Genomic DNA, 26211 nt, shown 5'->3' with positions numbered 1-26211 from the left:
AGGCCAGCAAAATGATGCTGGCCTTTTGCTTATTCGCGCTTAGAACACATTGAATGGGTAATCGACGATCACCCGGTATTCGTCGGTGTCATTGTCCAGCGCCCCATAACCGTTGCCGCCACGGTTGGTGGCCCACTGCAGGCGGACCGCCAGATCCTTGGCCTTGCCACCCTGCACCACGTACTTGAGGTCGAGGTCGCGTTCCCAGTGCCTGGCGTGCTCGCCGCCGGCGCTGTACCAGTTGGCGTAGCCACGGCTGTGCGGGTCGACCTTGGTCAGGTCCAGCTCGCCGCGCGAGTAGGAGAGCGCCGAAGTCAGGCCCGGCAGGCCGAGGCCGGCGAAGTCGTAGGCGTACTTGAGTTTCCACGAACGCTCGTTGGGGCCGTTGAAGTCCGAATACTGCTGGGAATTGTCCAGGTAGATGCTGTCGCCCTGGTTGATGTAGTCGAACGGGGTGTTGCCGTTCACCCGCTGATAGGCGGCGGTGAGGCTGTGATGGCCGATGCCCAGGGTGAAATGCAGGCTGTAGGTGTTGTTGTCGATGTCGCCCAGCAGCGCGTCGCCGGTGTCCTGGGTGTGATAGAAGTGCAAGCCCGGGTTCAGGGTCACCCGCTCGTTCAGCGCATAGCTGTAGTCGAGGTCGTAGTAGTACTGGTTCCAGATGTTCTTGAGTTCGGCGGCGTACAGGCTGCTGGTCAGCCCGGGCACGCCGCTCCAGGCCACGCCGGCCCAGTTCAGGTGGCGGCTTTCGTCGCCATTCGCCAGTTTGCCGTAGGCCGTGTCGATACGTCGGCGGCCGCTCTGGTTATAGGGCTTGGTGAAGCTGGCCTGGCCGCCTTCGAGCAGCCAGCCGTCGAAGCTGTGGTTGGCCAGGCTGACCCCGCGGAAGGTCTGCGGCAGCATGCGGCTCTGGCCACCGGCGATCACCGGATTGTTGAGGAACAGATCGCCGGCCTTGAGCTCGGTGTCGAAGGCGCGGATTTTCAGGGTGGTGCCAGCCGTGGAAAACGAGGTCGGCGCTTTGCCGCTGCCATCGCTGACCGGCAGGATGCTCGAGCTGTCGGTTCCGCCACCGCCATCGAGTTTCAAGCCAAGCATGGCGTTGGCATCGATGCCGAAACCGACCGTGCCCTGGGTATAACCCGACTCGAAGATTCCCAGGAAACCCTGGCCCCATTCGATATTGTCGGGAGCCTGCTGGTGGCGGTTGCGATTCATGTAGTAGTTGCGGGCGTTGAGCTTGAGGCTTGCGCCTTCGACGAAGCCTTCGGGGCTGGCCTCGTCGGCGGCCTGGACACAGGGGGCGATAGTTGCAGCCATTGCAATGAACAACGGGCTGAGAGTTGAAGTGACCTTCACCGGTAAAAAGCTCCTTGGATGAATGATGACAGTTGTTATTGTCGATTCGGGTGTTTCTTGTTCTGGGTGAAACGAATGAAACAGGTAGTTCTACATGGCAAAAAAAAGCCGCTGTTATCAGCGGCTTTAAGACAACTTACTCCAGGGTTAGAGCAGAGAAGTTGTCGAGGGAAACGAGTCGGTAGCGGGTGTCAGCTGTCCTTCTGAACGTCCGGCTGGCGTTGTTCCGCCGTGATTTCCTGCGGCTGCTTGCCGTTCTGTTGCTTGGCAGCCAGCGCTTCCTGGGCGTCCTGGAAGGCAGCGGCGCGCGCGGCGTTATGCGCGGCGAAAGTCTGCGATTCTTCGGCCATGGCCATAGGGGCCAAGAACAGGGAGGACAAAACAAAGGCGCTGGCAATACCCATACTGTTGGACATTTCTGAAGACCTTCTTGCAGAGCAAGTTCAAATTAGGTGCGACAAAAATATAACTTCAAGACGGCTGGAAAAAGCGCCGAACAGGATAAGCACTGTTACGCCAAAAGCAATAGTTGACACCGCTTCTGTAGGCGCCAGGCTTGCCGGTGATAGAGGTAATGCGATGTATCTGACATGCCGCCATCGCGAGCAATCGAGCGTCGACCACAGAGGAGAGGGAGAGGTCAGATCGGCAGGTAGAGGCCGAAGGTGTTCATGCCGTCATCGCTGCGCACGAACACGTCGCCGCCGTGCATCAGGGCGATGGCCTTGACGATCGCCAGCCCCAGGCCGTGGTTGGCGCCGCTGTTGCTGCGGGAGGCGTCGACCCGGTAGAAGCGCTCGAACAGCCGTGGCAGATGCTCGCGGGCGATGGCCTGGCCGGGGTTGCTCACGGCGATGGCCACCTGGTGTTCCTGCACATCGATCTGCACCCGGATCACCTGCCCGGGCTCGGTGTGCTGCACGGCATTGCTCAGCAGGTTGATCAGCGCCCGGCGCAGATGGGCGATCTCGATCTGCACCTGGGCATCGCCGCGCACCTCGACCTTGACCTGGGCGTCTTCGAGGATGAAGTCCAGGTAGTCCAGGGTGGTGGCCACTTCACTGGCCAGGGAGGTGCTGGTGAGCTTGGTGGCCTTGCTGCCCTGGTCGGCGCTGGCCAGGAACAGCATGTCGTTGATGATCGAACGCAGACGTTCCAACTCTTCGAGATTGGATTGCAGCACCTCGAAATAATGCTCGGCGGAGCGCCCGCGAGTCAGTGCCACCTGGGTCTGGCCGATCAGGTTGGTCAGGGGCGAGCGCAGTTCGTGGGCGACGTCGGCATTGAAGGATTCCAGGCGCGAATAGGCCTGTTCCACCCGCTCCAGGGTCGAGTTGAACGAGTTGGCGAACTGCGTCAGCTCTGGCGGCAGCGACGACAGCTGCAGGCGTCCGGAAAGCCTCGGCGGGGCCAGGCGCTGGGCTTCTTCGGACAGCCCGATCAAGGGCTTCAGGCCGATGCGCGCCACCCAGTAACCCAGCGCCGAGGCCAGCAGCACGCCGATGATGGCCAGGCTGATCAAGGCAATCAGCAGCTGGTGCTGGGTCTCGTAGAAGGTCTCGGTGTCGATGGCGATCAGAAAGCGCAGCGGCGGGCGCAGCTCCTTGGCCGGCAGCTGGCTGACCAGCACTTTCAGCGGATAGGGATGCCCGGGCAGGGTCAGGTCGCGCATGCCCAGCGGGCCCTGGGCGAAGCGGCGGATCTGCGGGTCGGGGTTGCCGTATTCGTAGGCGGGGTCGCCGCTGACCACCCAGAAACGGATGCGCTTGTCTTCTTCGCTGAGCAGCTTGAGCTTGTTGTTGATCTTGGCCCAGTGCTCCGGGTTGCCGAAGCGCGTCAGGGCCGACTCCAGCACGCTGTAGCGCGCGTCCAGCTCGGCCTCGGGCAGCAGGCCCAGGCCCTTGTCCACCTGTTGATAGAGCGCGCCGCCGATCAGCAGGAAGATCAGCAGGGCGACCAGGGTGAACAGCCCGCTCAGGCGCAGGGCAATCGAATTACGAGGCACCGCGGTTCTCCAGCACATACCCCATGCCGCGGATGGTGTGCAGCAGTTTCTGCTCGAACGGCCCGTCGAGCTTGGCCCGCAGGCGCTTGATCGCCACTTCGACGACATTGGCGTCGCTGTCGAAGTTGATGTCCCAGACCATCTCGGCGATCGCGGTTTTCGACAGGATCTCGCCCTGGCGCCGGGCGAGCACACTGAGCAGCGAGAACTCCTTGGCGGTCAGGTCCAGGCGCGTACCAGCGCGGCTGGCCTTGCGGCTGATCAGGTCGATCCACAGGTCGGCGATGCTGATCTGCACCGGTTCGTGGCCGCCGCTGCGGCGGGTCAGGGCCTGCAGGCGCGCCACCAGTTCGAGGAAGGAAAAGGGCTTGCCCAGGTAATCGTCGGCGCCATCGCGCAGGCCCTTGATGCGGTCTTCGACGCGCTCGCGGGCGGTGAGCATGATCACCGGCGTCTGCTTGCGCGCGCGCAGCGCCCGCAGCACGCCGAAGCCGTCGAGGCCGGGCAGCATCACGTCGAGCACGATCACCGCGTAGTCGCCTTCCAGCGCCAGGTGCAGGCCCTCGACGCCGTCGCGCGCGAGGTCCACGGTGTAGCCTTGTTCGGTCAGGCCGCGGTGCAGATAGTCCGCGGTTTTCTCTTCGTCTTCGATAATCAGAACGCGCATGACCCCGCCTCAGGATGTGCTCGCCAGCGCTGGCGCTGGTGTGGGCCGATGGAATAGCCGCTCGAGCCACAAGTATATGACCGGAGTGGTGAACAGCGTCAGCGCCTGGCTCACCAGCAGGCCACCGACCACGGCGATCCCCAGCGGCTGGCGCAGCTCGGCGCCGGCGCCATAGCCGAGCATCAGCGGCAAGGCGCCGAGCAAAGCGGCGAGGGTGGTCATGATGATCGGCCGGAAACGGGTGATACAGGCCTGGTAGATCGCCTCCTGCGGCGACAGCCCGCCCTGGCGCTGGGCTTCGAGGGCGAAGTCGATCATCAGGATGCCGTTTTTCTTGACGATGCCGATCAGCAGCACCAGGCCGATCAGGGCCATGATCGAGAAATCCTGGCCCAGCAGCCAGAGCATGATCAGCGCGCCAAGGCCGGCCGAGGGCAAGGTGGAAATGATCGTCAGCGGGTGGACGAAGCTCTCGTAGAGCACGCCGAGGATGATGTACACCGCCACCAGCGCCGCGAGGATCAGCCACGGCTGGCTGGCCAGGGAACTCTGGAAGGCCTGGGCCGCGCCCTGGAAATTGCCGGCGATGGAGGCGGGCATGCCGATCTGGTTTTTCGCCTGGTCGAGCATGATCACCGCGTCACCCAGGGCCACGCCCGGCGCCAGGTTGAACGACAGGTTGGCGGCCGGGAACATGCCGTCGTGGGCGATGGACAACGGGCCGACGGTGGGCGGGTCGACCTTGGCCAGCGCCGACAGCGGCACCATCTCGCCGCTCAGGGGCGAGCGCAGGTAGAAGTAATTCAGGCTCTCGGCCTTGCCGCGCTGCCGGGCGTCCAGTTCGAGGATCACGTTGTACTGGTTGGTCTCGGTCTGGAACTCGTTGACCTGGCGCTGGCCGAAGGCGTCGTAGAGCGCTTCGTCGACATCGGTGGCGGTCAGGCCGAAACGCGCCGCGGCGCTGCGGTCGATGCTGATATGGGTGATGCTGCCGCCCAGTTGCAGGTCGTTGGACAGGTCGCGAAAGGCCGGGTTGGCCCGCAGTTTTTCCGTCAGGCGCTGGGTCCAGGTATTCAGCGTCGGCCCGTCGTTGCTCTTGAGCACGTACTGGTACTGGCTGCGGCTCGGCCCGGAGCTGAGGTTGATGTCCTGGCCGGCCCGCAGGTACAGGACGATGCCCGGGACCTTGGCCAACTGCGGGCGAATGCGGTCGATGAACTGGCTGGCGGAGACGTCCCGCTGGCCGCGGTCCTTGAGGGCGATCCAGAAGCGGCCGTTGGCGATGGTCTGGTTGTTGCCGGTGACGCCCACCGAGTGGGAGAAGGTTTCCACCGCCGGGTCGGCGCCGAGGATCTTCGCCAGGGCCAGGTGCTTTGCCACCATGTCCGGGTAGGAGATGTCGGCCGCCGCTTCGCTGGTGCCGAGCACGAAGCCGGTGTCCTGGACCGGGAAGAAACCCTTGGGAATGAAAACATAGCCGGCGATGGCCAGGCCCAGGGTCAGGCCGAACAGGCCGAGCATCAGCCGTTGATGGGCCAGGGCTCGGCTCAGCCCACGCTCGTAGAGTGCCAGCAGGCGTTCGCCGAAGCCCGGGCGATCGTGGGGATGATCAGTCGGCGCGCGCATGAACAGCGCCGCCAGGGTCGGCGCCAGGGTCAGCGACACCACCACCGAAATCAGGATGGTCGAGGTGGCGGTCAGGGCGAACTCCTTGAACAGCCGCCCGACCACGCCGCCCATGAACAGCAGGGGAATGAACGCGGCGATCAGCGAGAAGCTGATGGACACCACAGTGAAGCCGATTTCGCCGGCGCCCTTGATCGCCGCCTCGCGCATGCCATCGCCGGCTTCCAGATGGCGATGGATGTTCTCCACCACGACAATCGCGTCGTCGACCACGAAGCCCACCGAGATCACGATGGCCACCAGGGTCAGGTTGTTCAGGCTGAAGCCCATCACATACATCAGCGCGAAACTGGCCACCAGCGACACCCCGAGCACGCTGGAGACGATCAGCGTCGCCGACAGCTGGCGCAGGAACAGCGCCATCACCGCCACCACCAGCAGCACCGCGATCAGCAGGGTGATTTCCACTTCATGCAAGGACGCGCGGATGGTCTTGGTGCGGTCCGAGAGCACGGTCACGTCCACCGAGGCCGGCAGCATGGCCTCCAGGCGCGGCAACTCGCCCTGGATGCGGTCCACGGTGTCGACGATGTTGGCCCCCGGCTGGCGGAAGATCACCAGGTTGAGCCCCGGCTGGTCGTTGGACCAGGCCTGCACATAGGCGTTTTCCGGGCCGCTGATGACCCGGGCGACGTCCTTGAGCTGCACCGGCGCGCCGTTCTTGTAGGAGACGATCAACTGGCCGTAGTCCTCGGGATGGAACAGCTGGTCGTTGGTCGACAGGGTCGAGATGCTCGACTCGCCATACAGCGCACCCTTGGCCAGGTTGAGGCTGGCCTGCTGCAGGGCGACACGGATATCGGCCAGGGTCAGGCCGATGGCCGCCAGCCGGTCGGGCGAGGCCTGGACGCGGATCGCCGGGCGTTGCTGGCCGGTGATGTTGATCAGGCCGACACCGTCGATCTGGCTGATCTGCCGGGCCAGCAGGGTTTCCACGTAGTCGCTCAGTTCAGTGCCGGGCATTTGCGTGGAACTGATGCTGAGGATCAGCACCGGGCTGTCCGCCGGGTTGACCTTGCGCCAGGTGGGCAGGCTCGGCATGTCGTTGGGCAGCTTGCCCGAGGCGGTGTTGATCGCCGCCTGTACTTCCTGGGCGGCGGTGTCGATGCTCTTGTCGAGGGTGAATTGCAGGGTCAGGTTGGTCGAGCCCAGGGCGCTGCTGGAGGTCATCTGGGTCATGCCGGGGATGGCGCTGAACTGCACCTCCAGCGGCGTGGCCACCGAGGAAGCCATGGTTTCCGGGCTGGCGCCGGGCAGTTGCGCGGTGACCTGGATGGTCGGGAATTCGGCCTCCGGCAGCGGCGCTATGGGCAGCCGGGGAAAGGCGATGGCGCCCAGCAGCACCAGGGCGAAGGTCAGCAGCAGGGTGGCGACCGGATGGTCGACGCACCAGGCGGAGATCGAGCCGTGGCCCTTCATGGCTGTGGCTCCGCGTTCGCCGCCTGGATCTGTTGCGGCGGTTCGCTGAGCACTTCGATATGTGAGCCGGCCTTGAGTCGCGACTGGCCGTCACTGACCAGCAGGTCGCCGGCCTGCACGCCCTTGATGATGTTCTGGCCGCTGTCCTGATAGACCATCTGCACCGGGACGATTTCCACCTTGTCGTCCTTGACCCGATACACGAAGTGTTTGTCCAGGCCGCGCTGCACCACGCCGGGCGGTACCACCAGGGCGGCTTTTTCCACGGCGGTCTGGATCTTGATGGTCACCAGTTGGCCGGGCCAGAGCTTTTGCCCGGGGTTGCTGAATTCGGCCTTGGCGCGGATGGTCCCGGTGTTGGTGTCGATCTGGTTGTCGATCAGGCTCAGGTGACCTTCGCCCAGGCGCTCGCCCGTGTCGGAGTCGGTATCGGCGCCCAGGTAGGCGTCCACCGAGGCCGGGTGCTCGGCGACCAGCAGCCCCTGCAAGGTCGGCAGCATCTGTTGCGGCAAGGAAAACTCGACCGCGATCGGGTCGATCTGGGTCACCGAGAACAGGCCCTGGGTATCGCTGGTGCGCAGGAAATTGCCTTCGTCGACGGTGCGGATGCCGACGCGGCCGGACACCGGCGAGCGGATCTGGGTATAGGACAGCTGCACCTGCGCCGCATCGATGGCGGCCTGGTTGCCCTGGACGCTGGCCTTGAGCTGGTTGACCAGCGCCTGCTGCTGGTCGTAGGTCTGCTTGGACACGCCATCATCCACCGACAGCAGCTTGTAACGCTTGAGGTTGACCTGGGCCACTTGCAGTTGCGCCTGGTTTTCCGCCAGTTGCGCCCGGGCCTGATCGAGGCTGGCGCGGATCGAGCGGTCGTCGATGGTCGCCAGCAGGTCGCTGGCCTTGACCAACTGGCCTTCCTTGACCAGCAGCCGGGTGAGGATGCCGTCCACCTGGGGGCGAATCACCACGCTGTGCAGCGAAAGCACCGAGCCGATGCCACTGACATGCCGCGGTACATCCTGCTGGGCGACGCTGATCACCCGCACCGGCACGGCGGTCGGCGCCGCCAGTTTGGGGCTGGGCGGCTTGAGCAGGGACCACAGGCCAGCGGCGGCGAGAACGGCGAGCACGCCTGCGAGCACAAGGGTTGTTTTTCGATTACGCATGGACGCCAGCGCCGGGGGGCAGGGGGACGGGAAGATGGCCAGAATCGATGGCCCCTTTATAGCCGGCCGACCCGGTCAGCAACGTGACGCCTGCCTGACAGCGCTGTCAGCAAAGGCCGACCGATGACCTTTGGCCGATGACGGTCGCGGCCGCTCAACGATCCGTAACGCGGGTATACTGCCGGCCTTCGCGGCCCGCTTCCCCGGGCCCGGCCTTTGCTTTTCACCCGGAGCTTCCATGACTACCCCAGCACAACCGCCTGTGTCCGACGCGCCCAGCGCCGACCAGGTCGACGACGCCAGCGCGCCTGGCGAAGGCAAGCCGGCGATCGCGCCGTTCAAGTTTCCGTTCAAGCCGTCCGAGTTCGCCCAGGCCAAGAATGCCCAGCAACCCTGGTACAAGAACGGCGCCACCAACGGCCACACCAAGACCCCAGGCGCGGCGCCACCCGGCACCCGCCGCTCGATGGGCAAGCGCTGAGTCCAAGCTTCTGTAGCCGCTGCCGAAGGCTTGGGCCGCGTTCGGACGATCGACCGCGAAGCGGGCGCACGACCTTAAGATCGCCGAAGACCTTCGGCCTTATCGCAGCCTGCGGCAGCGGCTACAAGTTCCGCGAATGCCGCGATATCCCAATCCGTGCAGCCGCTGCCGCAGGCTGCGTACGAGCGGCGCGCTCGCAACGATTTGACGGACACCGGAGACTCTGCGGGTCAGCGGCAGGGCTTCATGCTGCCCGCAGGGAAATGAAGGCGTAGGTGAGCGGCGCCTCGGTCACCACCTGGGCGCCGGCGTCCTGCACTTGCCCGGCAATGTCTTCACCGGATACATGGAACAGCCACTCGCCGGTCGGCGCCGCCAGCGGTTGCGCCTGGACCCGCTCGATGGCTTCGGCCAGGGCTGCCATGTCCGGCAGGTAGGCGGTAAAGCCATCGCCCTTGAGGGCGGTGGTGTGAATGCCCAGCAGTTGGCAGATGGCTTGTTTGCTGTGGATATCGTCGCGGTCGGCCTGGCGCGAGCGCTGGATCAGTTCGGCCAGTTCCAGGTCCACCAGCTCACCGCCGACAATCAGCTGCGGGCCTTTTTCCCAGGACTCGGGCGGGCAATCCTTGACCGCCGGGTTGAGCGGGATGTGCGGATTGATTTCCATCGGGTAGATGCGGCACACCAGCGGCCGGCGTTCATAGATCCGGCACAGCTGGTCTTCGTCAAGATTCCGGCAGGGGCCGACGTTGTAGGCGGCGAAGGTGATCGCCACGTGGGCCTGGGCATTGCCGCTGGGCACCACGCAGGAACGCCGTTCGGCGTGCTCACGCTGCTGGGCCGGCAGCCCCAGGCCATTGCTCAGGAAGCCTTCCACCAGCACGATCACCTGGCCGCCATCCAGCGCCCACTGGCGGGCTTCGCCGAGGGTCAGGGGAACGTGGTGATCGTTGCAGCACTTGCCGCAGCCTACGCAGGAAAAACGAGTATTCATTGAGCCGGCAGCCATAGTCGAAAGGCGGAAGCGGCGACGGAATGACTCACATCGCCCTCTAAATAGCGCTCTCGAAGCAAGTTATGCGCCAGTCACCGGCCCTTGGCCTCGAGGGCGGGACGGATCGAATCCCATTCGGTGACATGGGCGCTCTTGCGCTGTTTGTCGTACAGGCACAGTTCCACGCCAATCTGGCCCTTCATGTGTTTTTGCGGGTACTGGCCCTGAAGCAGCAACGCGCTGTAGCCGACCCGGTCGTCGAACTGCGCGGCGTTGCCCAGCACTTTGACATTCTTCAACTGGCTGGCCTTGGTGCAACTGGCCCGTACCTGCTTGTCGAAGGTCGCCCAGGCGTCCGGGCTGGAGGCCTGGGCCTGGCTGGCGAGGAGGGCGGTGAGGCAGGCGAAGCTCAGGGACAGGGCTTTCATGGCAGGGCGCTCCTTCGTTCACGAGTGTGCGCGGGAGTATGCCTGAGGCGCCGACAATGAAAATCGCTGTAGCCGCTGCCGCAGGCTCGGGCCGCGTTCGGACGATCGGCCGGAACGGCCGCGGCGATCTTGAAATCGCTGAAGGTCCTGCGGACCTTATCGCAGCCTGCGGCAGCGGCTACAGGTTACAGCGGCGTGTGGGGAACCTGCTCACGGCGGATCGCGACCATGCCGACGCTGTCGTACAGCCCACGGGCTCGCTGGTTGTCTTCCAGCACCCGCAGGTCGACAAAGGCTTCGCGGCGCTGGCGGAAGGCCTCGAAGGCCTGCAGCAGCAAGGCCCGTCCCAGGCCCTGGCGGCGGGCCCGCGGATGCACCACCAGGTCCTTGATATAGGCGCTGGTCCAGCACTGGATCACCCCGACGACGCCCTCGGCATCCTGCGCCACCAGGCACAGTTGCGGGTCGTATTCGGCGTCGCTTTCGAAACGCTGGCGCCAGCTGTCCAGCTCCGGCACGCTCCCGCCGCCGTCCTGGTAGCCGAGGTGCATCAGGCCATGCACCGCTGCGGCCAGCTCCGGTCGATAGCTGTCGAGGCTGAAGGTGGCCGGCCAACTGGCGGGCTCCGGTTGCCCGGTCAGGTCGCGGCGCATCAGCAGGCAATAGTCGTCGGCCACGGCTCAGGCGCTCTGGGCGGCGACGTGACGGGCCGCTTCGATCAGGCAGCGGGTCAGGTCCGGCGAGGAGAACTTGGTCAGCACCGCGTTGGCGCCGGCCAGGCGGGCCTTTTCCGCGTTCATGGCACTGTCCAGCGAGGTATGCAGCAAGACGTAGAGGTGGGCGAAGTCCGGGGTCTCGCGCAGGGTGCGGGTCAGGGCGTAACCGTCCATCTCCGACATCTCGATGTCCGAGACGATCAGGTTGATCTCCTGGGCGGTGCCTTGCAGGTCCAGCAGGCAGTCGATGGCCTCCTTGGCGCTGCGCGCGGTGTGGCATTGCAGGCCGAGGTTACGCAGGGTATGCACCGACTGCTGCAGGGCCACCTGGCTATCGTCGACCACCAGGATCCGCGCGTTACCCAGCAGTTCGGCGTCTTGCATGCTCAGCTCGGTCGGCGCGGTTTCGATCTGCGCCGGGGCGATGCCATGGATGACTTTCTCGATGTCCAGCACCTGCACCAGGGTGCCGTCGACCTGGGTGACCCCGGTGATGTAGGACTTGACCCCGCCGGAGCCATAGGGCGGCGGGCGGATATCGGTGGTCAGGCAATGCACGATCTTGCTCACCGCCTGCACATGCAGGCCCTGCTTGGAACGGCTGACGTCGGTGACGATCAGGCAGCCGCCCTCCGGGTCTTCCAGCGGCCGTTCGCCGATGGCCCGGCTCAGGTCGATGACCGACAGCGAATTGCCGCGCAGGGTGGCGATGCCTTTCACGTGCGGGTGCGATTCCGGCAGTTTGGTCAGCGGTGGGCAGGGAATGATTTCACTGACTTTGAGCAGGTTGATCGCCATCAGCTTGCCGCTGCGCAAGGTGAACAGCAGAAGCGAAAGAGAGTCTGCGCGGGCTTTGTTGGAAGACATAAAAACCTTCTGTGGAAAAAAGGTGGTTCGCGCCATGGGTCGCGAACAGCTAGCGATAACGGGTTATCGACGTGCAAAGGGCTGGCTTTAGGCTTAATCCCAATATCCGCGACCCGCGCAATCCGTAGCCGCTGCCGAAGGCTGCGATCGAGGACGCAGTCCTCGCAAGATCAGCCACTGCGTCGTTTCGGTCACACCTCATGTATCGGGTTCATGGCCGTTTCGTGGCAATGCCGCCTAAGCCGATCGCAGCCTTCGGCGGCTACAGGTGAGTCACTTCAAGCCTAGCCTCTTGGCCATGCGCCCCAGGTTGGCGCGGTCCAGGCCCAGCTCGCGGGCGGCGCTGGCCCAGTTGTGCTGGTGGCGCTCAAGGCAGGCACTGATCAGTTGGCGCTGGTAGTTTTCGGTGGCCTGCCGTAGATCGCCGGTGCCGGGAAGGTCGGCCATGGTCGTCGCAGCCGGGGGCTGGGGCGTGAGCGGCGCCGAGGCGTCCGGCAGGTCCAGGTCGGCGGCGCTCAGGCTGAGGATCTTCGGTCGTTCGCGGCAATTGCCCAGGGCCTTGAGGGCGCTGCGGCCGATCAGGTGTTCCAGCTCACGCACGTTGCCCGGCCAGGCGTAGGCCAGCAGCGCCGCCTGGGCATCGCTGGTCAGGCGCAGGCTGCCCAGGCCCATGCGCGAGCGATTCTGTTCGAGGAAGTAGCCGCTGAGCAGCAGCACATCGCGGCCGCGGTCGCGCAGGGCCGGCACCAGCAGCGGGTAGACGCTGAGGCGGTGATAGAAGTCCGCGCGATAGCGGCCGCTGCGCACTTCTTCGGCCAGGTCGCGGTTGGTGGCGGCGATCAGCCGCACGTCGACCTGATGTTCCTGGTCCGAACCCAGGCGTTGCAGCTGGCCGCTTTGCAGCACGCGCAGCAGCTTGGCCTGCACTGTCAGCGACAACTCGCCCACCTCATCGAGAAACAGCGTGCCGCCATTGGCCAGCTCGAATTTGCCGCGGCGGTCGTTGGTGGCGCCGGTAAAGGCGCCCCGCACATGGCCGAACAGTTCGCTTTCCACCAGGGTGTCGGGCAGGGCGGCGCAGTTGAGGCTGATGATCGGTTTGTCGGCCCGGGGCGAGGCGGCGTGGATGGCCTGGGCCACCAGTTCCTTGCCGACCCCGGTTTCGCCGGTGATCAGCACCGTGAGGTCGCTGCCGCCGACCAGGCCGATTTCCTCCAGCAGGCGTTTGTGAGCTTTGCTCTGGCCGATCATCTCGCGGTTCTGGCCGCTGGCCTGGCGATAGACCTCGGCGCGCTGGTGTTCGTCTTCGGCGCGCAGGGCCAGGCGCTCGATGCGCTCGGCGGCGTTGACGGTGGCCGCCGCCAGGCTGGCGAACGCCTGCAGGGCATCCAGCTCGATCGGCTCGAAGCGCTGCGGGTCGAGGGCATCCAGGGTCAGCAGGCCCCAGGGGCGCTCGTCGATAAACAGCGGGCAGCCCATGCAGTCGTGGACTTCCAGGTGTTCGTGCAGGCCATCCACCAGGCCGTCGTAAGGGTCCGGCAACTCGCTGTCGCTGGCGAAGCGGGTAGGGCCGGGGTGGCTGAGCAGGGCGGCGAAACGCGGGTGTTCGCTGACCTTGAAGCGTCGGCCCAGGGTGTCGGTGCTCAAGCCGTCCACCGCCAGCGGCACCAGCCATTCGCCATCCAGGCGCAGCAGCGCGGCGGCGTCGCAGGGCAGCAGGGCGCGCATGGCTTCCAGCAGGCGGCGGTAGCGCTCGCCTTCGGGCAGTTCGCGGGACAGGTCGGAGACCAGGGGCAACAAGGCGGTGAGCAGGGATTTTGCGGTCATAATGACTCCGTATGGTCTTAATGACTATAAATGCGGCTTTGTCGATATGACTACAAATATTTCAAGTAATTGATTTGTATGGTTTTTATTGTTGGCACGAAAACTGATTGGTAAAGGGCAACCTGCAAGTAGTCAGAAAGCTCAGGAGTTGTACTTATGCTTAGCGTCGAAGATCGTGCCATCATCAAATCCACCGTTCCGTTGCTGGAAAGCGGTGGCGAAGCCCTGATCACCCACTTCTACCGGATGATGCTCTGCGAGTATCCGCAAGTGCGCCCACTGTTCAACCAGGCGCACCAGGCCAGCGGCGACCAGCCACGGGCCCTGGCCAATGGCGTATTGATGTACGCCCGGCACATCGACCAGCTCGACCAGTTGGGCGACCTGGTGGCCAAGATCATCAACAAGCACGTGGCCCTGCAGATCCTGCCGGAGCATTACCCGATCGTCGGCAGCTGCCTGCTGCGCGCCATCTCCGAAGTGCTGGGCGAAGAGATCGCCACGCCGGCGGTGATGAGCGCCTGGGGCGCGGCCTATAACCAGCTGGCGGACATCCTGATCGGTGCCGAAGGCGCGATCTACGACCAGAAGGCCCAGGCCCCGGGCGGCTGGCGTGGTGCGCGGGAGTTCAAGCTGGTCCGCCGCGAGCAGGAGAGCGCGGAAATCACCTCGTTCTATTTCGAGCCTGTGGATAACGGCCCGATTCTCGCCGCCGAGCCGGGTCAGTACATCGGCATGCAGCTGTTCCTCGAGGGTGAGGAAATCCGCCGCAACTACTCGCTGTCGGCCCTGTCCGACGCCGGCCAGTATCGCATCAGCGTCAAGCGCGAGGCCGGTGGCCGCGCTTCCAACTACCTGCACGACCAACTGCAGATCGGCGCCAGCATCCAGCTGTTCCCGCCAGCGGGCGAATTCACCCTGGCGGACAGCGACAAGCCGCTGGTGCTGATCAGTGGTGGCGTTGGCATCACCCCGACCCTGCCGATGCTTGAAGCCGCGCTGGCCACCGAGCGTCCGGTGCACTTTATCCACTGCGCGCGCAACGGTGGGGTGCATGCGTTCCGCGATTGGGTCGACGGCCTGGCCGCGCGTCATCCACAACTCAAGCGCTTCTACTGCTACGCCGAAGACGACGGCATCAGCCCGGCGGCGGACAAGGTCGGCCTGCTGAGCCAGGAACAACTGGCCGAATGGTTGCCGCAGGAGCGTGACCTGGACGCCTACTTCCTCGGCCCGAAAGCCTTCATGGCGGCGATCAAGCGCCACCTCAAGGCCCTGGGCGTACCGGAAAAACAAAGCCGTTACGAGTTCTTCGGCCCGGCCGCGGCGCTGGAGTAACCCCACCGGCCAGCCTCCGCCCGGAGGCTGGCCTCTTTGTAGCCGCTGGCGCAGCCTGCGATCGGGGCACAGCCCCGTAAACCTGGCGACGCGGTATACCGGAGCTCCGGTGTCGCCTGGTCTCGCGGTCGCTGCGCAACCGATCGCAGGCTGCGCCAGCGGCTACAGGGGCGCACTCGTAAAAATCCTTTAAAGGTTAATCCGTTCTTAACCTGTTTATCGTTAATTCCCCGATGCTGATGATAGGCGCTCGTTCGCACTGATCAGGATCATCCCATGCAACTCTCAGCCATTTCCCGCATCACCCTGGCCGCGACCCTGCTCGCCAGTCCCCTGGTTTTCGCCGAGCCGGCCTTGCTCCAACCGCAGACCCTGATCGTCGATCAGAGCCTGCCCAAGGCCCAGCGTGAAGCCATGGAGCTGGCCGCGCGGCGCTACGGCAGTTTCTGGAACAGCGGCGATGAAAGCCTGGCCAGGGCCGCGCTGGCGGAGAATTTCGTCGATATGACGCCGCCTGCAGGGCGGGTCCAGGGGCCGACGGGGCCGCTGCTGGCGTCGCGGTTCTTTCGCACGGCGGTGCCGGACCTGAGCGCAGACATCGAGCAGATGATCGTGGCCGGGGATCGGGTGGTGCTGCACCTGCATTTTCGCGGGCACTTCAGCGGGACCTTCAATGCACTCAAAGGTCATGGTCAGCGTGTAGACTTCCGGGCAACCGACATCTATCAGATCGCCGATGGCCGGATCACCGCCAATTGGCATATCGAAGACAACCTCAGCCTGATGCAGCAGTTGCAAACGCTGCCGTCGGGTTGAGCCACAGACAGAAAGGAATTGAGGATGACTGACGACACACTGCGTTTGGGGCGCGAGCGACGTTTTCTGGTGTTGCTGGGGGTGATCTGCCTGGCGCTGATCGGCGGCGCGCTGTACATGCAGGTGGTGCTGGGCGAGGCGCCGTGCCCGTTGTGCATCCTGCAGCGCTACGCGTTTCTGCTGATCGCGATTTTCGCCTTCATCGGCGCGGCCATGCGCAGCCGTCGCAGCCTCACCGTGCTGGAAGCGCTGGTAGTGATCAGCGCGCTGTTCGGGGCGGCGGTGGCGGGGCATCACGTCTACACCCAGGCCCATCCTGCGGTCAGTTGCGGCATCGATGTGTTGCAGCCGATCGTCGACAGCCTGCCGCTGGCGACCGTCTTCCCGCTGGGGTTCCAGGTCGATGGCTTCTGCTCCACGCCGTACCCGCCGGTGCTGGGCCTGTCCCTGGCGCAGTGGGCGCTGGTGGCCTTTGTGCTGACCCTGGTGCTGGTGCCGCTGGGCATCATTCGTAACCGTCGCAAGAGCGCCTGACCCGGCGCAAAAAGCCCCGGTCCCGATGTTCGGGGCCGGGGCTTTTTTGCGTGTAGGACAATGTGTGAAGGGGGCGTGATATGGGGCAATCGGATGCGCGATAAAAGTGCGACATGTTGTCACATGGTGATGTCGCAGCTGTGTTTCAGAGGATGACGTCGAGACGATTTTTCTTGCGCCAGGAGCGAAAAAAGTCTGTCAGTTCGTGTCGGCGCGGTGAACGGCCAGGCAAGCATAGCCTGCTATCTAAATAAATCGGTTCAGCCCTCGTTTTACAAGGGGTAGCGCGATGCCATCGGTGGATTTTGTACGGGTGAAAGGCGCCTTTTTCGACTTGGCTGGAAGGTGTTTTTGGGGCTTTTTATTGCGAATGAATCTCGATATGATCGCGACCCGTTGCAATAATCGCCACGCATTGTTGCGCGAGCCGATAAAAATTATTTCGGGATAAGACATGGTTTATAAAACGCTACATATCTACAATCGCCCGCACTGAATTTCCGGCGCTGCTCACCCCTGAGCATACGGCGGCGGTCGAGGGGCGTTGGACGCTCCATGCGACCCCAGGTGTCGGCACCTTCCAAATATCCGCACCAAATGGAATTGGTCTGTAAAAGGCCTTTGACCACGAATTCGAATAAGAACTCACTGCTAGCCCAGGATTTGTCAAACAACGCGTAACGCGTCGGGCAGGCCCTTATTCAATCGAAGAAAAAATGCCAACCCTTGGCACGGTGAAGTGTTGGCGATCAAAACCCAACTGCATGGCGCAAGCTGCTTTAGAGGTCGTGAGATGAGTAAAAACAGGTACCCCCGATTACTAGGCTTTTTGCCGCTGCTTGGCATGATGTTAATGCTGGGAGGCTGCAAGTGGACCTTGCTCGACCCGAAGGGACAGGTCGGTCTGGATGAGCGAAACCTGATCATCACCGCTACCCTGCTGATGCTGCTGGTCGTGATTCCGGTGATCGTGATGACCTTCGCGTTCGCCTGGAAATACCGCGCGTCCAACACCAACGCGACCTACGCGCCCAAGTGGTCGCACTCCACCAAGATCGAAATCGCGGTGTGGCTGGTCCCGATCCTCATCATCATTGCCCTGGGTTATGTGACCTACAAGTCCACCCACGCGCTGGACCCGTATCGTCCGCTGGAATCCGACGTCAAGCCGATCAACATCGAAGTGGTCGCGCTGGACTGGAAGTGGCTGTTCATCTACCCGGACCAGGGTATCGCCACTGTTAACCAGATCCGGTTCCCGGAGCACACTCCGCTGAACTTCAAGATCACCTCCGACGCCGTGATGAACTCGTTCTTCATCCCTGCCCTGGGCGGCCAGATCTATGCGATGGCAGGCATGCAGACCAAGCTGCACCTGATCGCCAACCAGAAAGCTGAAATGGAAGGCATCTCCGCTAACTACAGTGGCGCTGGCTTCACCGGCATGAAATTCAAAGCGATCTCGACGAGCCAGGAAGATTTCGACGCCTGGGTAGCCGAAGTCAAGGCCGCACCTAAACAGCTTGATCAAGCTGAATACGAAGCCCTTGCCAAGCCAAGCCAGAACAACCCTGTCGCGCTGTACTCCTCGTACACGCCGGACCTGTTTCAGAAAATTGTCGACAAGTATGAAGGCATGAAACCAGGCGCACCGGTCAAGCACGAGAAGAAAGAAGTGGCCGCTGTGGAAGGGACTGACATGAGCTCGCATTCAGCTGCTGGGGCAGAGGAGTAAACGATGTTTGGTAAATTAAGTCTGGACGCGATACCGTTCCACGAGCCGATTGTCATGGTGACCGTTGCCATGATCATCCTCGGTGGTCTGGCGCTTGTCGCGGGTATCACGTACTTCAAGAAATGGTCCTACCTGTGGACCGAATGGCTGACTTCGGTCGACCACAAGAAAATCGGCGTGATGTACATCATCGTCGCCATGGTCATGCTCCTGCGCGGCTTCGCCGACGCGATCATGATGCGTACCCAGCTGGCCATGGCCACCGAGGGTTCGCCGGGCTACCTGCCTCCTGAACACTATGACCAGATCTTCACCGCCCACGGTGTGATCATGATCATCTTCATGGCGATGCCTTTCTTCACCGGCCTGATGAACCTTGCAGTGCCGCTGCAGATCGGTGCGCGTGACGTTGCCTATCCGTTCCTCAACTCCCTGAGCTTCTGGCTGCTGGTTTCCGGCGTCGTGCTGATCAACCTGTCCCTGGGCGTCGGCGAATTCGCCAAGACCGGCTGGGTTGCCTATCCGCCGCTGTCGGGCCTGCAATACAGTCCGGGCGTGGGTGTCGACTACTACATCTGGGCGCTACAGCTATCAGGGCTAGGGACGACGCTGACGGGGGTCAACTTCCTGGCCACCGTGCTGAAAATGCGTACCCCTGGCATGAAGATGATGGACATGCCGATCTTCACCTGGACCTGCACCTGGGCCAACGTGCTGATCGTGGCTTCGTTCCCGATCCTGACCGCTACCCTGGCACTGCTGACCCTCGACCGTTACATGGATTTCCACATTTTCACCAATGAACTTGGTGGCAATCCAATGATGTACGTGAACCTGTTCTGGGCCTGGGGTCACCCTGAGGTGTACATCCTGATCCTGCCGGCGTTCGGTATCTTCTCCGAAGTCATCTCGACCTTCTCGGGCAAGCGCCTGTTCGGCCACCACTCGATGATCTACGCTTCCGGCGCGATCTCGGTACTGGGCTTCATGGTCTGGCTGCACCACTTCTTCACCATGGGTTCGGGGGCCAGCGTCAACGCCTTCTTCGGCCTGGCGACCATGCTGATTTCCATCCCGACGGGGGTGAAGCTGTTCAACTGGCTGTTCACCATCTACCACGGCCGTCTGCGTATCACCAGCCAGGTCCTGTGGACCCTGGGCTTCATGGTGACCTTCGCCATCGGCGGCATGACCGGCGTACTGCTGGCCATCCCGGGTGCCGACTTCGTCCTGCACAACAGCCTGTTCGTGATCGCGCACTTCCACAACGTGATCATCGGTGGTGCCGTGTTCGGCTACATCGCCGGTTTCAGCTTCTACTTCCCGAAAGCGTTCGGCTTCAAGCTGCACGAAGGCTGGGGCAAGGCTGCATTCTGGTTCTGGATCTCGGGCTTCTTCGTCGCGTTCATGCCGCTCTATGCACTGGGCTTCATGGGCATGACCCGTCGTCTGAACGCCACGACCAACCCTGAGTGGGTGCCGTACCTGTACGTCGCCATGTTCGGTGCGGTGATGATCGCCATCGGTATCGCCTGCCAGCTGATCCAGCTGTACGTCAGCGTGCGTGATCGCAAGCAGAACCAGACCGTTTCCGGCGACCCGTGGAATGCCCACACCCTGGAATGGTCGACTTCGTCGCCACCGCCGTTCTACAACTTCGCCGTACTGCCGAAGGCCAATGGCATCGACCCGTTCACCGAAGCCAAGGAAAACGGTACCGCGTACCAGAAGCCTGCTCGCTACGAACCGATCCACATGCCGAACAACACCGCCACCGGCCTGGTGATGGGTGCTCTGTTGACCGTCTTCGGTTTCGCGATGATCTGGCACATCTGGTGGCTGGCGATCGCTAGCCTGGCCGGTACCGTGATCTATTTCGTGATCCACGCGGCTCGCGATGATCAAGGCTACATGGTGCCGGTCGACGTGATCGAACGCATCGAAGCCGAGCAGCACGCTCGCCTGGTAGCCGAGAAGAAGATTCCGGCCAACCGTGTAGAAACCTCGTTGGAACAGGCTTAAACCATGTCGAACTTAGTGACCAATGCTGGACACACCCATGTCGATGACCATGGGCACGATGACCATCACCACGACTCGGGCGAGATGACCGTATACGGTTTCTGGCTCTACCTGATGACCGACTGCATTCTGTTTGCGTCGATCTTCGCGGTGTACGCGGTACTGGTAAACAACGTAGCGGGTGGCCCGTCGGGCCACGACATCTTCGAACTGCCTTACGTGCTCGGCGAAACCGCCTTGCTGCTGTTCAGTTCGATTACCTACGGCTTCGCCATGCTGGCGTTCTTCCGGGGCAACAAGAAGCAGGTCCTGGGCTGGCTGGCCCTGACCTTCCTGTTCGGCCTGGGCTTCATCGGCATGGAGATCAACGAGTTCCACCTGCTGATCTCCGAAGGCTACGGCCCTAGCCGCAGTGGCTTCCTGTCCGGGTTCTTCACCCTGGTCGGCACCCACGGTCTGCACGTGACCGCCGGCCTGATCTGGATGGCGATCATGATGTATCAGGTCAACAAGCACGGCCTGACCGCAACCAACAAGACCCGCCTGAGCTGCCTGAGCCTGTTCTGGCACTTCCTGGACGTGGTCTGGATCTGCGTCTTCACCGTTGTTTACCTGATGGGGACTATGTAATGGCTAATGCACACTCCCATGACAGCCATGATGCGGGCCACGGCAGCGTAAAGTCGTACGCCATCGGCTTCATCCTGTCGGTGATCCTGACGATCATCCCGTTCGGCCTGGTGATGTACCCGACCCTGCCGAAATCCATCACCCTGATGATCGTGCTTGCCTTCGCGGTGATCCAGGTCCTGGTTCACCTGGTGTACTTCCTGCACCTGGACCGCTCCGAGGCCCAGCGTAACAACGTGATCGCGTTCGTCTTCGCTGCCCTGGTGATCGTCCTGCTGGTTGGTCTGTCGCTGTGGATCATGTTCAGCATCCACACCTACATGATGGCGAAGTGAGGTAAGACCCGATGTCGCTCAAGCACTTTATCCAAATCACCAAACCGGGGATCATTTTCGGTAACGTGCTTTCTGTGGCGGGCGGTTTTTTCCTGGCCTCCAAGGGACATGTCGATCTGGCCATCTTCCTGGCCGCGATGATCGGCACGTCCCTGGTGGTGGCTTCCGGTTGCGTGTTCAACAACTGCATCGACCGTGACATCGACCTGAAGATGGAACGCACCAAGAACCGTGTGCTGGTTCAGGGCCTGATCTCCCTGAAAGTGGCACTGGTCTACGCGACCATTCTGGGTGTCGCCGGCGTTGCGTTGTTGTACAAGGTGGCCAATCCGCTGGCGGCGCTGTTCGCCGTGATCGGCTTCGTCATCTATGTCGGCTTCTACAGCCTGTACCTCAAGCGCAAGTCGGTGCACGGCACGCTGGTGGGCAGCCTGTCGGGGGCGATGCCGCCGGTAATCGGCTACGTGGCCGTGAGCAACAGCTTCGACATGGCCGCGCTGACCCTGCTGGTGATGTTCAGCCTGTGGCAGATGCCGCATTCCTATGCCATCGCGATCTTCCGCTTCAACGATTACCTGGCCGCATCGATTCCGGTTCTGCCAGTGAAGCGCGGCATCCTGGTGGCCAAGAAGCACATCCTGCTCTACATCCTGGCGTTCCTGGTGGCGACCCTGATGCTGACCTTCAGCGGGTATGCCGGCATGAGCTACCTGGCCGTCGCGGCCGCGATGGGCATGTACTGGCTGTACATGGCCTGGACCGGCTACAAGGCGGTGGACGACACCGTCTGGGCGCGCAAGCTGTTCGTGTTCTCGATCTTCACCATCACCGCGCTGAGCGTGATGATGTCCCTGGATTTCAAGGTACCGAGCGAGCTGCTGCTGACCTACGCGCCATAAGCTGCAAACGCTATGAAAAAGCCCCGCCTTCGAGAGAAGCGCGGGGCTTTTTTATTGAGTGTCAGTCAGTGGGCTGTTTAAATATTCAAATGACTCTATTCATGCAGGAAGCAGAATGATGAAGAAAAAAGCCGTTGTCGTATTTAGTGGCGGGCAGGACTCGACGACCTGTCTGATCCACGCATTGCCGCTCTATGATGAAGTGCACTGCATTACCTTTGATTACGGTCAGCGCCACCGCGCGGAAATAGAAGTGGCGCAGCAACTCGCGAAGCAATTGGGGGCGACCGTCCACAAAGTGCTGGATGCTTCGCTACTCAATGAATTGGCGATCAGCAGTCTCACTCGGGACAATATCCCGGTTCCCACGGTGAACAGTTCGGGCGAAAGCCTGCCCAGCACTTTCGTGCCAGGAAGAAATATTCTGTTTTTAACCCTGGCCTCTATCTATGCCTACCAGGTAAAGGCTGAAACGGTCATTACCGGGGTGTGTGAAACGGACTTCTCCGGCTATCCCGATTGCCGCGACGAGTTTGTAAAGGCCTTGAACAAGGCCGTCGAGTTGGGCATGGAATACCGCCTGCGCCTTGAGACTCCGCTGATGTGGCTGAACAAGTCGGAGACCTGGGCGCTGGCGGATCATCACCATCAGTTGAGCCTGGTTCGCGAGCAGACCCTGACCTGCTACAACGGCGTTATTGGCAGCGGTTGTGCCAATTGCGATGCGTGCAATCTTCGTAGCAGAGGGCTGAATGATTATCTGGGGAACAAGGCAGCAGTCATGAGCAGCTTGAGAAGCAAGATGAACCTGCAATGAAGGCTTGATCGACCGTCTCAATGGAGTTCAACACTGCATCTGCCTGCTGGATGAGTGTTGAATCCATCAATTTGAGCTAAAGCGTACTTGTACTATTTTGCCTGGCTGTCCGTTATATATCTTTTGAACAGTGACCTTGCGCCATAGGCAGGCAAGATGTTGAAGAAGGCAAAACATACCTTGATCGCGATCTGCACATAAATCATGTTCAGGATGTCGTTGTTCTCCATCGAGCCGTAAAAGGCAATGTAGCAAAACACGAAGCTGTCAATAATGACCGCGAACAGCGTGCTCAAGAATATCCGCAGGAACAGGAATCTGGAGTTGGTCAGCTCTTTTATCTTGCATAGCAAGTATGAGTTTATGTTTTCAGAAACCAGGAACGAGACCGAAGACGCCACCAGCACGGATGACACATGAATGATGACGTCATTGTACGGGGTGTCGAGCTTCCAGCCTGGCAGGCCGGGGAGAAAGGTCGAGCCATAGAGTAGGATGATAATCATGGCGTTGCTGGCAAAGGCAAAGAAAATCGCTTTTCTTGCCAGCCTGAGTCCAAAGTTTTCGTTCAACAGGTCAACGATCAGGAAGGTCAGCGGGTAAAGAAAGGTGCCCGGAGTGATAATGATGCCAAGGGATTCAAGATAAATGGGCTTGGTGGCGGCAATGCTGGTGAATATATAAAATGTAAAGAGCAGTAGATTCAGGATGATATAAATCATCCATGAGCTTTCGTGGCGGTCATTCAGGTCGTATGCGGTAAGTGCTCCTCCTTGGGAGTAGAACTTCTTGTAAATGTTTTTAACTTCCATTTTGTTCAGGTTTTCCATTATTTCGCTGTTAAGCACTTCGCTTAATTTGATCTTTATGACTTTGCCTGTGGCGATGATCATGATCACGGCCAGGTTCTTGTTGTTTTCAAAGCCCAGAAGTTTGTATTTGCTGTTCTCGAGTTCGCCTTCATAAGCTGCCATTGAACCGCTCCTCGATGATGTCACCCACCACAAATACTCGATCTGAGTCGGAGCATGGCTCATTGATGATGAACAGCTTTTTTGTCTGCCTGTCGTAAACCAGTTTTTCCTTGTCGTCGGTCGACGTTGCCTTTTGAATGATCAACAGGTCACCGGCCTCGTACAGGCCCTTGATCTCATTCTCGAGCAGCACCGCTATCAAGTTGTAGGATGCGCCGAAGTAATAAGTCAGTGGGTGAAGTATGGCCAGTTCGCCAATCCGTTTGTCCATGTTGATCATCAGCAGGCTTTCCTTGAGGATCGGAACCGCCGCCGGGTTCATGTTTCCTTGTGGGGAAATACTGCTGTCGATGATCTCCTTCTCTTCAAAATCGACGGTTTCTATTTCTTCGTAGGAGACACCGAAGAAATCGGAGATTTTGCGAATGGTGGATTGCTGTACGTTGCTGACCTTGCCTTCCAGGATGTTGTATATGGTCGTTCGGGTCAGGCCGCTGGCATTGCACAAAGACAGTTGCGTCTCGCCGCGACTTTTTATCAGGTATTTGATGTTGCTCTTCAAATACTCTGTTCTTTCTCTTCTGTGCATCAAATGCTCACCATTTCCTTATAGTCGCCACGCATAGGGTCTTTCATGGAATGCGTGCCGTGCATGACATTCAACTGCTCGACGCCAAAGGTGAGAACAGTCGGATTGATGCGGCAAGAGCTTGTCGGGTTCTTTCGTGGCCTGTACCAACTCGCTAGCACTCCTTTAGCCAGCCTGCATCCATCCTGGGATATTTCGCTGTCGGTATGGGGCGCACTCGGAATTGTCGGGAGGGTCCGGACCGGAGGCGCCGCGGCGGCAAGTGTTGCATGTCCCAGTCATGACAATAAAGCCCCGAAACGTCCGGTGCCCTGGCCTCGATTGACGAATATTCGGCGGCAACGCAAATCTGCTGTCCCCTCCTGATTCTCGGAAAAGAAGCATTTTGTTTGGAAAATGTTTAATTCTTTGATTAATTAGCGGCTCGCGAACGTTAAATCAGGAAGCGTGCTGTCGTTCGTGGCACGCAAATGACAAGGAAGGAATACCGAACGATGGCAGCTTATACAGCACCACTGAGGAACCAGGCCGACCTGCTGCGACGAGGTTTGGCGGATCTGCGGGCAGAAGACGCCGAACTGGCTGGGATCCTGGACGCTGAAGTCAGGCGTCAACACCGCACACTGTCCCTGGTTTCATCTTCCTGCGCGGCCAACCCTCGAATCCTCGCGGCGTCTGCCTCGGCACTGGTCAACGTCACCGCCGAGGGCATACCAGGCAAGCGCCATCATGTCGGCTGCGAGAACGTCGATCTGGTCGAGTCCCTGGCGATTCGCAGGGCGCGGGAGCTGTTCGGGGCGCAATATGCCAGCGTACAGTCGCATTCCGCCTCCAACGCCAACTACCAGGTGCTTGCTGCCCTGCTCGAGCCCGGGGACACCATTCTCGGCATGGCCCTCGATCATGGCGGGCACCTGACCCACGGCAGCCCTGTCGCATTCACAGGCACTCACTACAAGGCGATCCGCTACGGCACCACATCGCAGGGCGTGATCGATTACGCAGAGGTACGCCATCTGGCGCTCGCCCATCGTCCGCGCATCATCATCTGCGGTGCGACGGCCTATTCCCGGGTCGTGGACTTCCAACGCTTTCGCGCTATTGCCGACGAGGCCGGGGCCATCCTGCTGGCGGATATCTCCTCTATCGCCGGGCTGGTCGCAACGGGTCGACATCCGAGCCCGATCGATGTGGCGCACGTCACCACCGCGTGTACCCACAAGCAACTCGCGGGGCCGCGTGGCGGCCTCATCCTTTCCGGCCGGGACGCCGACACCAAGGTTCCCGGCCTGAGGGCGAGCTTCAGTCGTGTCCTTGAGCAAGCGGTATTCCCCGGGATGCAGGGCTCGCCGGCGGTCAACATGATCGCCGCCAAGGCGGCTGCGCTGGGCTACGCGATGACCCCGGAGTTCGACGCCTACATGGGACGGATTCGCAGCACGGCCGATGCAATGGCCAGCGCATTCATGGCACAGGACTACGAAGTCGTGGGCGGGGGGACGGAGAACCACACGATTCTGCTCAGGCTGCGTGGTGGGGTTAGCGGTTCGATTGCCGCCTCGGCACTGGAGCGATGCGGCATCATCGTGAGTAAAAAACGCGCACTGGGGGAAACCCGATCCTCATTCGTCGCCAATGGCTTGTGTATCGGCACGGGCTCCATCGCCCAACGCTACATCGATCCCCAGGGCTGTCGTGAAGTCGTCGAACTGGTCTGCCGGATACTGGACAAGGTGACGCCCCTCAGCGAGCAGAAGTACCGCCTGGAGCCTGAGTTGCAGGAACAGTTCCGTCTTCAGACCGAGGCTTTGTGCGCGATGTATCCCATCGCCGATTACCGGGGCAACTGAGGGGGCCCCGGCCTTTGATTCGTAGGAGCCAGCCGGCGGAAGGGCGCGCTGCACTGT

At 61.5% G+C, this 26211-nt stretch carries 24 protein-coding genes; 11 read left to right on the top strand and 13 right to left on the bottom strand.

The annotated features are described in order from the left end of the window. Positions 1-39: 39 nt before the first annotated feature. From AC3RCP_RS26285 to AC3RCP_RS26260, 6 genes are all read right to left on the bottom strand, one after another. On the bottom strand, positions 40-1320 hold the full coding sequence (locus AC3RCP_RS26285; RefSeq protein WP_492570866.1) for an OprD family porin: 1281 nt from the start codon (positions 1318-1320) through the stop codon (positions 40-42). Positions 1321-1550: 230 nt separating this feature from the next. Beyond that, positions 1551-1775, bottom strand: a complete 225-nt coding sequence (locus AC3RCP_RS26280) for a hypothetical protein (RefSeq protein WP_053262556.1) — start codon at positions 1773-1775, stop codon at positions 1551-1553. Between the two features lie 224 nt (positions 1776-1999). Continuing rightward, on the bottom strand, positions 2000-3364 hold the full coding sequence (locus AC3RCP_RS26275) for a heavy metal sensor histidine kinase (RefSeq protein WP_492570730.1): 1365 nt from the start codon (positions 3362-3364) through the stop codon (positions 2000-2002). Then, the gene (locus AC3RCP_RS26270; RefSeq protein WP_007922121.1) at positions 3354-4031 is read right to left on the bottom strand and encodes a heavy metal response regulator transcription factor; all 678 of its coding nucleotides are present in this window, start codon (positions 4029-4031) and stop codon (positions 3354-3356) included. Before AC3RCP_RS26270 ends, AC3RCP_RS26275 begins: the two co-directional genes overlap by 11 nt. A gap of 9 nt (positions 4032-4040) precedes the next feature. After that, the gene (locus AC3RCP_RS26265) at positions 4041-7136 is read right to left on the bottom strand and encodes a multidrug efflux RND transporter permease subunit (RefSeq protein ID WP_492570731.1); all 3096 of its coding nucleotides are present in this window, start codon (positions 7134-7136) and stop codon (positions 4041-4043) included. Beyond that, positions 7133-8302 carry an efflux RND transporter periplasmic adaptor subunit gene (locus AC3RCP_RS26260; protein ID WP_492570732.1) on the bottom strand — a complete coding sequence of 390 codons (1170 nt, stop codon included), beginning with the start codon at positions 8300-8302 and terminating at the stop codon, positions 7133-7135. The genes AC3RCP_RS26265 and AC3RCP_RS26260 overlap by 4 nt, the downstream gene beginning before the upstream one ends. Positions 8303-8540: 238 nt before the next feature. On the opposite strand from AC3RCP_RS26260, the gene AC3RCP_RS26255 reads away from it, so the two are divergent. Next, positions 8541-8783 (top strand): hypothetical protein, encoded by a 243-nt coding sequence (locus tag AC3RCP_RS26255; RefSeq protein WP_007922116.1) that lies wholly within the window; start codon positions 8541-8543, stop codon positions 8781-8783. Between the two features lie 244 nt (positions 8784-9027). On the opposite strand, the gene AC3RCP_RS26250 is transcribed toward AC3RCP_RS26255, so the two are convergent. The 5 genes from AC3RCP_RS26250 to norR form a co-directional block, all read right to left on the bottom strand. Beyond that, positions 9028-9777: a YkgJ family cysteine cluster protein gene (locus tag AC3RCP_RS26250; RefSeq protein ID WP_492570733.1), complete on the bottom strand. Its 750-nt coding sequence runs from the start codon at positions 9775-9777 to the stop codon at positions 9028-9030. A 92-nt stretch (positions 9778-9869) separates the two neighbouring features. Continuing rightward, positions 9870-10205 carry a hypothetical protein gene (locus AC3RCP_RS26245; protein ID WP_101339016.1) on the bottom strand — a complete coding sequence of 112 codons (336 nt, stop codon included), beginning with the start codon at positions 10203-10205 and terminating at the stop codon, positions 9870-9872. A gap of 185 nt (positions 10206-10390) precedes the next feature. Next, positions 10391-10882, bottom strand: coding sequence for a GNAT family N-acetyltransferase (locus AC3RCP_RS26240; protein ID WP_492570734.1), 492 nt, complete (start codon positions 10880-10882; stop codon positions 10391-10393). 3 nt (positions 10883-10885) lie between these two features. Next, a complete protein-coding gene (locus AC3RCP_RS26235; protein ID WP_009045497.1) occupies positions 10886-11788 on the bottom strand; it encodes a chemotaxis protein CheV in 903 nt (300 codons plus the stop codon). Positions 11789-12061: 273 nt separating this feature from the next. Beyond that, the gene (norR, locus tag AC3RCP_RS26230; RefSeq protein ID WP_101339014.1) at positions 12062-13615 is read right to left on the bottom strand and encodes a nitric oxide reductase transcriptional regulator NorR; all 1554 of its coding nucleotides are present in this window, start codon (positions 13613-13615) and stop codon (positions 12062-12064) included. Between the two features lie 156 nt (positions 13616-13771). Here norR and hmpA point away from each other — a divergent pair, with 156 nt between their 5' ends. The 9 genes from hmpA to queC all read left to right on the top strand — a co-directional run bounded on the left by hmpA (position 13772) and on the right by queC (position 22741). Beyond that, positions 13772-14953 (top strand): NO-inducible flavohemoprotein, encoded by a 1182-nt coding sequence (gene hmpA / locus AC3RCP_RS26225; protein ID WP_101339013.1) that lies wholly within the window; start codon positions 13772-13774, stop codon positions 14951-14953. Positions 14954-15229: 276 nt separating this feature from the next. Further along, positions 15230-15769, top strand: coding sequence for an ester cyclase (locus AC3RCP_RS26220; protein ID WP_101339012.1), 540 nt, complete (start codon positions 15230-15232; stop codon positions 15767-15769). A gap of 24 nt (positions 15770-15793) precedes the next feature. Beyond that, complete coding sequence (locus AC3RCP_RS26215; protein WP_007929696.1) at positions 15794-16303, top strand: disulfide bond formation protein B; 510 nt, start codon at positions 15794-15796, stop codon at positions 16301-16303. Between the two features lie 793 nt (positions 16304-17096). Continuing rightward, positions 17097-18038 (top strand): ubiquinol oxidase subunit II, encoded by a 942-nt coding sequence (gene cyoA / locus AC3RCP_RS26210; RefSeq protein WP_007929698.1) that lies wholly within the window; start codon positions 17097-17099, stop codon positions 18036-18038. A gap of 3 nt (positions 18039-18041) precedes the next feature. Further along, entirely contained in the window at positions 18042-20060 is a 2019-nt protein-coding gene (gene cyoB, locus AC3RCP_RS26205; protein ID WP_007929700.1) for a cytochrome o ubiquinol oxidase subunit I, read from the top strand. A gap of 3 nt (positions 20061-20063) precedes the next feature. After that, positions 20064-20690, top strand: a complete 627-nt coding sequence (locus tag AC3RCP_RS26200) for a cytochrome o ubiquinol oxidase subunit III (protein ID WP_007929702.1) — start codon at positions 20064-20066, stop codon at positions 20688-20690. Next, positions 20690-21025 (top strand): cytochrome o ubiquinol oxidase subunit IV, encoded by a 336-nt coding sequence (gene cyoD / locus AC3RCP_RS26195; protein WP_007929704.1) that lies wholly within the window; start codon positions 20690-20692, stop codon positions 21023-21025. Before AC3RCP_RS26200 ends, cyoD begins: the two co-directional genes overlap by 1 nt. An 11-nt stretch (positions 21026-21036) precedes the next feature. After that, a complete protein-coding gene (cyoE, locus tag AC3RCP_RS26190; RefSeq protein WP_025806166.1) occupies positions 21037-21924 on the top strand; it encodes a heme o synthase in 888 nt (295 codons plus the stop codon). Between the two features lie 118 nt (positions 21925-22042). Beyond that, positions 22043-22741, top strand: coding sequence for a 7-cyano-7-deazaguanine synthase QueC (gene queC / locus AC3RCP_RS26185; protein WP_101339482.1), 699 nt, complete (start codon positions 22043-22045; stop codon positions 22739-22741). A gap of 92 nt (positions 22742-22833) precedes the next feature. Here queC and AC3RCP_RS26180 read toward each other — a convergent pair whose 3' ends face one another. Both AC3RCP_RS26180 and AC3RCP_RS26175 read right to left on the bottom strand, forming a co-directional pair. Continuing rightward, positions 22834-23715, bottom strand: coding sequence for a queuosine precursor transporter (locus tag AC3RCP_RS26180; protein WP_101339011.1), 882 nt, complete (start codon positions 23713-23715; stop codon positions 22834-22836). Continuing rightward, positions 23702-24304, bottom strand: a complete 603-nt coding sequence (locus AC3RCP_RS26175) for a helix-turn-helix transcriptional regulator (RefSeq protein ID WP_101339010.1) — start codon at positions 24302-24304, stop codon at positions 23702-23704. Before AC3RCP_RS26175 ends, AC3RCP_RS26180 begins: the two co-directional genes overlap by 14 nt. 494 nt (positions 24305-24798) lie before the next feature. Between AC3RCP_RS26175 and glyA the strand changes: the two genes are divergently transcribed. Beyond that, the gene (glyA, locus tag AC3RCP_RS26170; RefSeq protein ID WP_492570735.1) at positions 24799-26154 is read left to right on the top strand and encodes a serine hydroxymethyltransferase; all 1356 of its coding nucleotides are present in this window, start codon (positions 24799-24801) and stop codon (positions 26152-26154) included. The last annotated feature ends 57 nt before the right edge of the window (positions 26155-26211 follow it).

Source organism: Pseudomonas sp. GW822-FHT05A08 (genome assembly GCF_058800485.1).
Note: the sequence above shows the minus strand (reverse complement) of the source record. Positions and strands in the feature narration are given on the sequence as shown.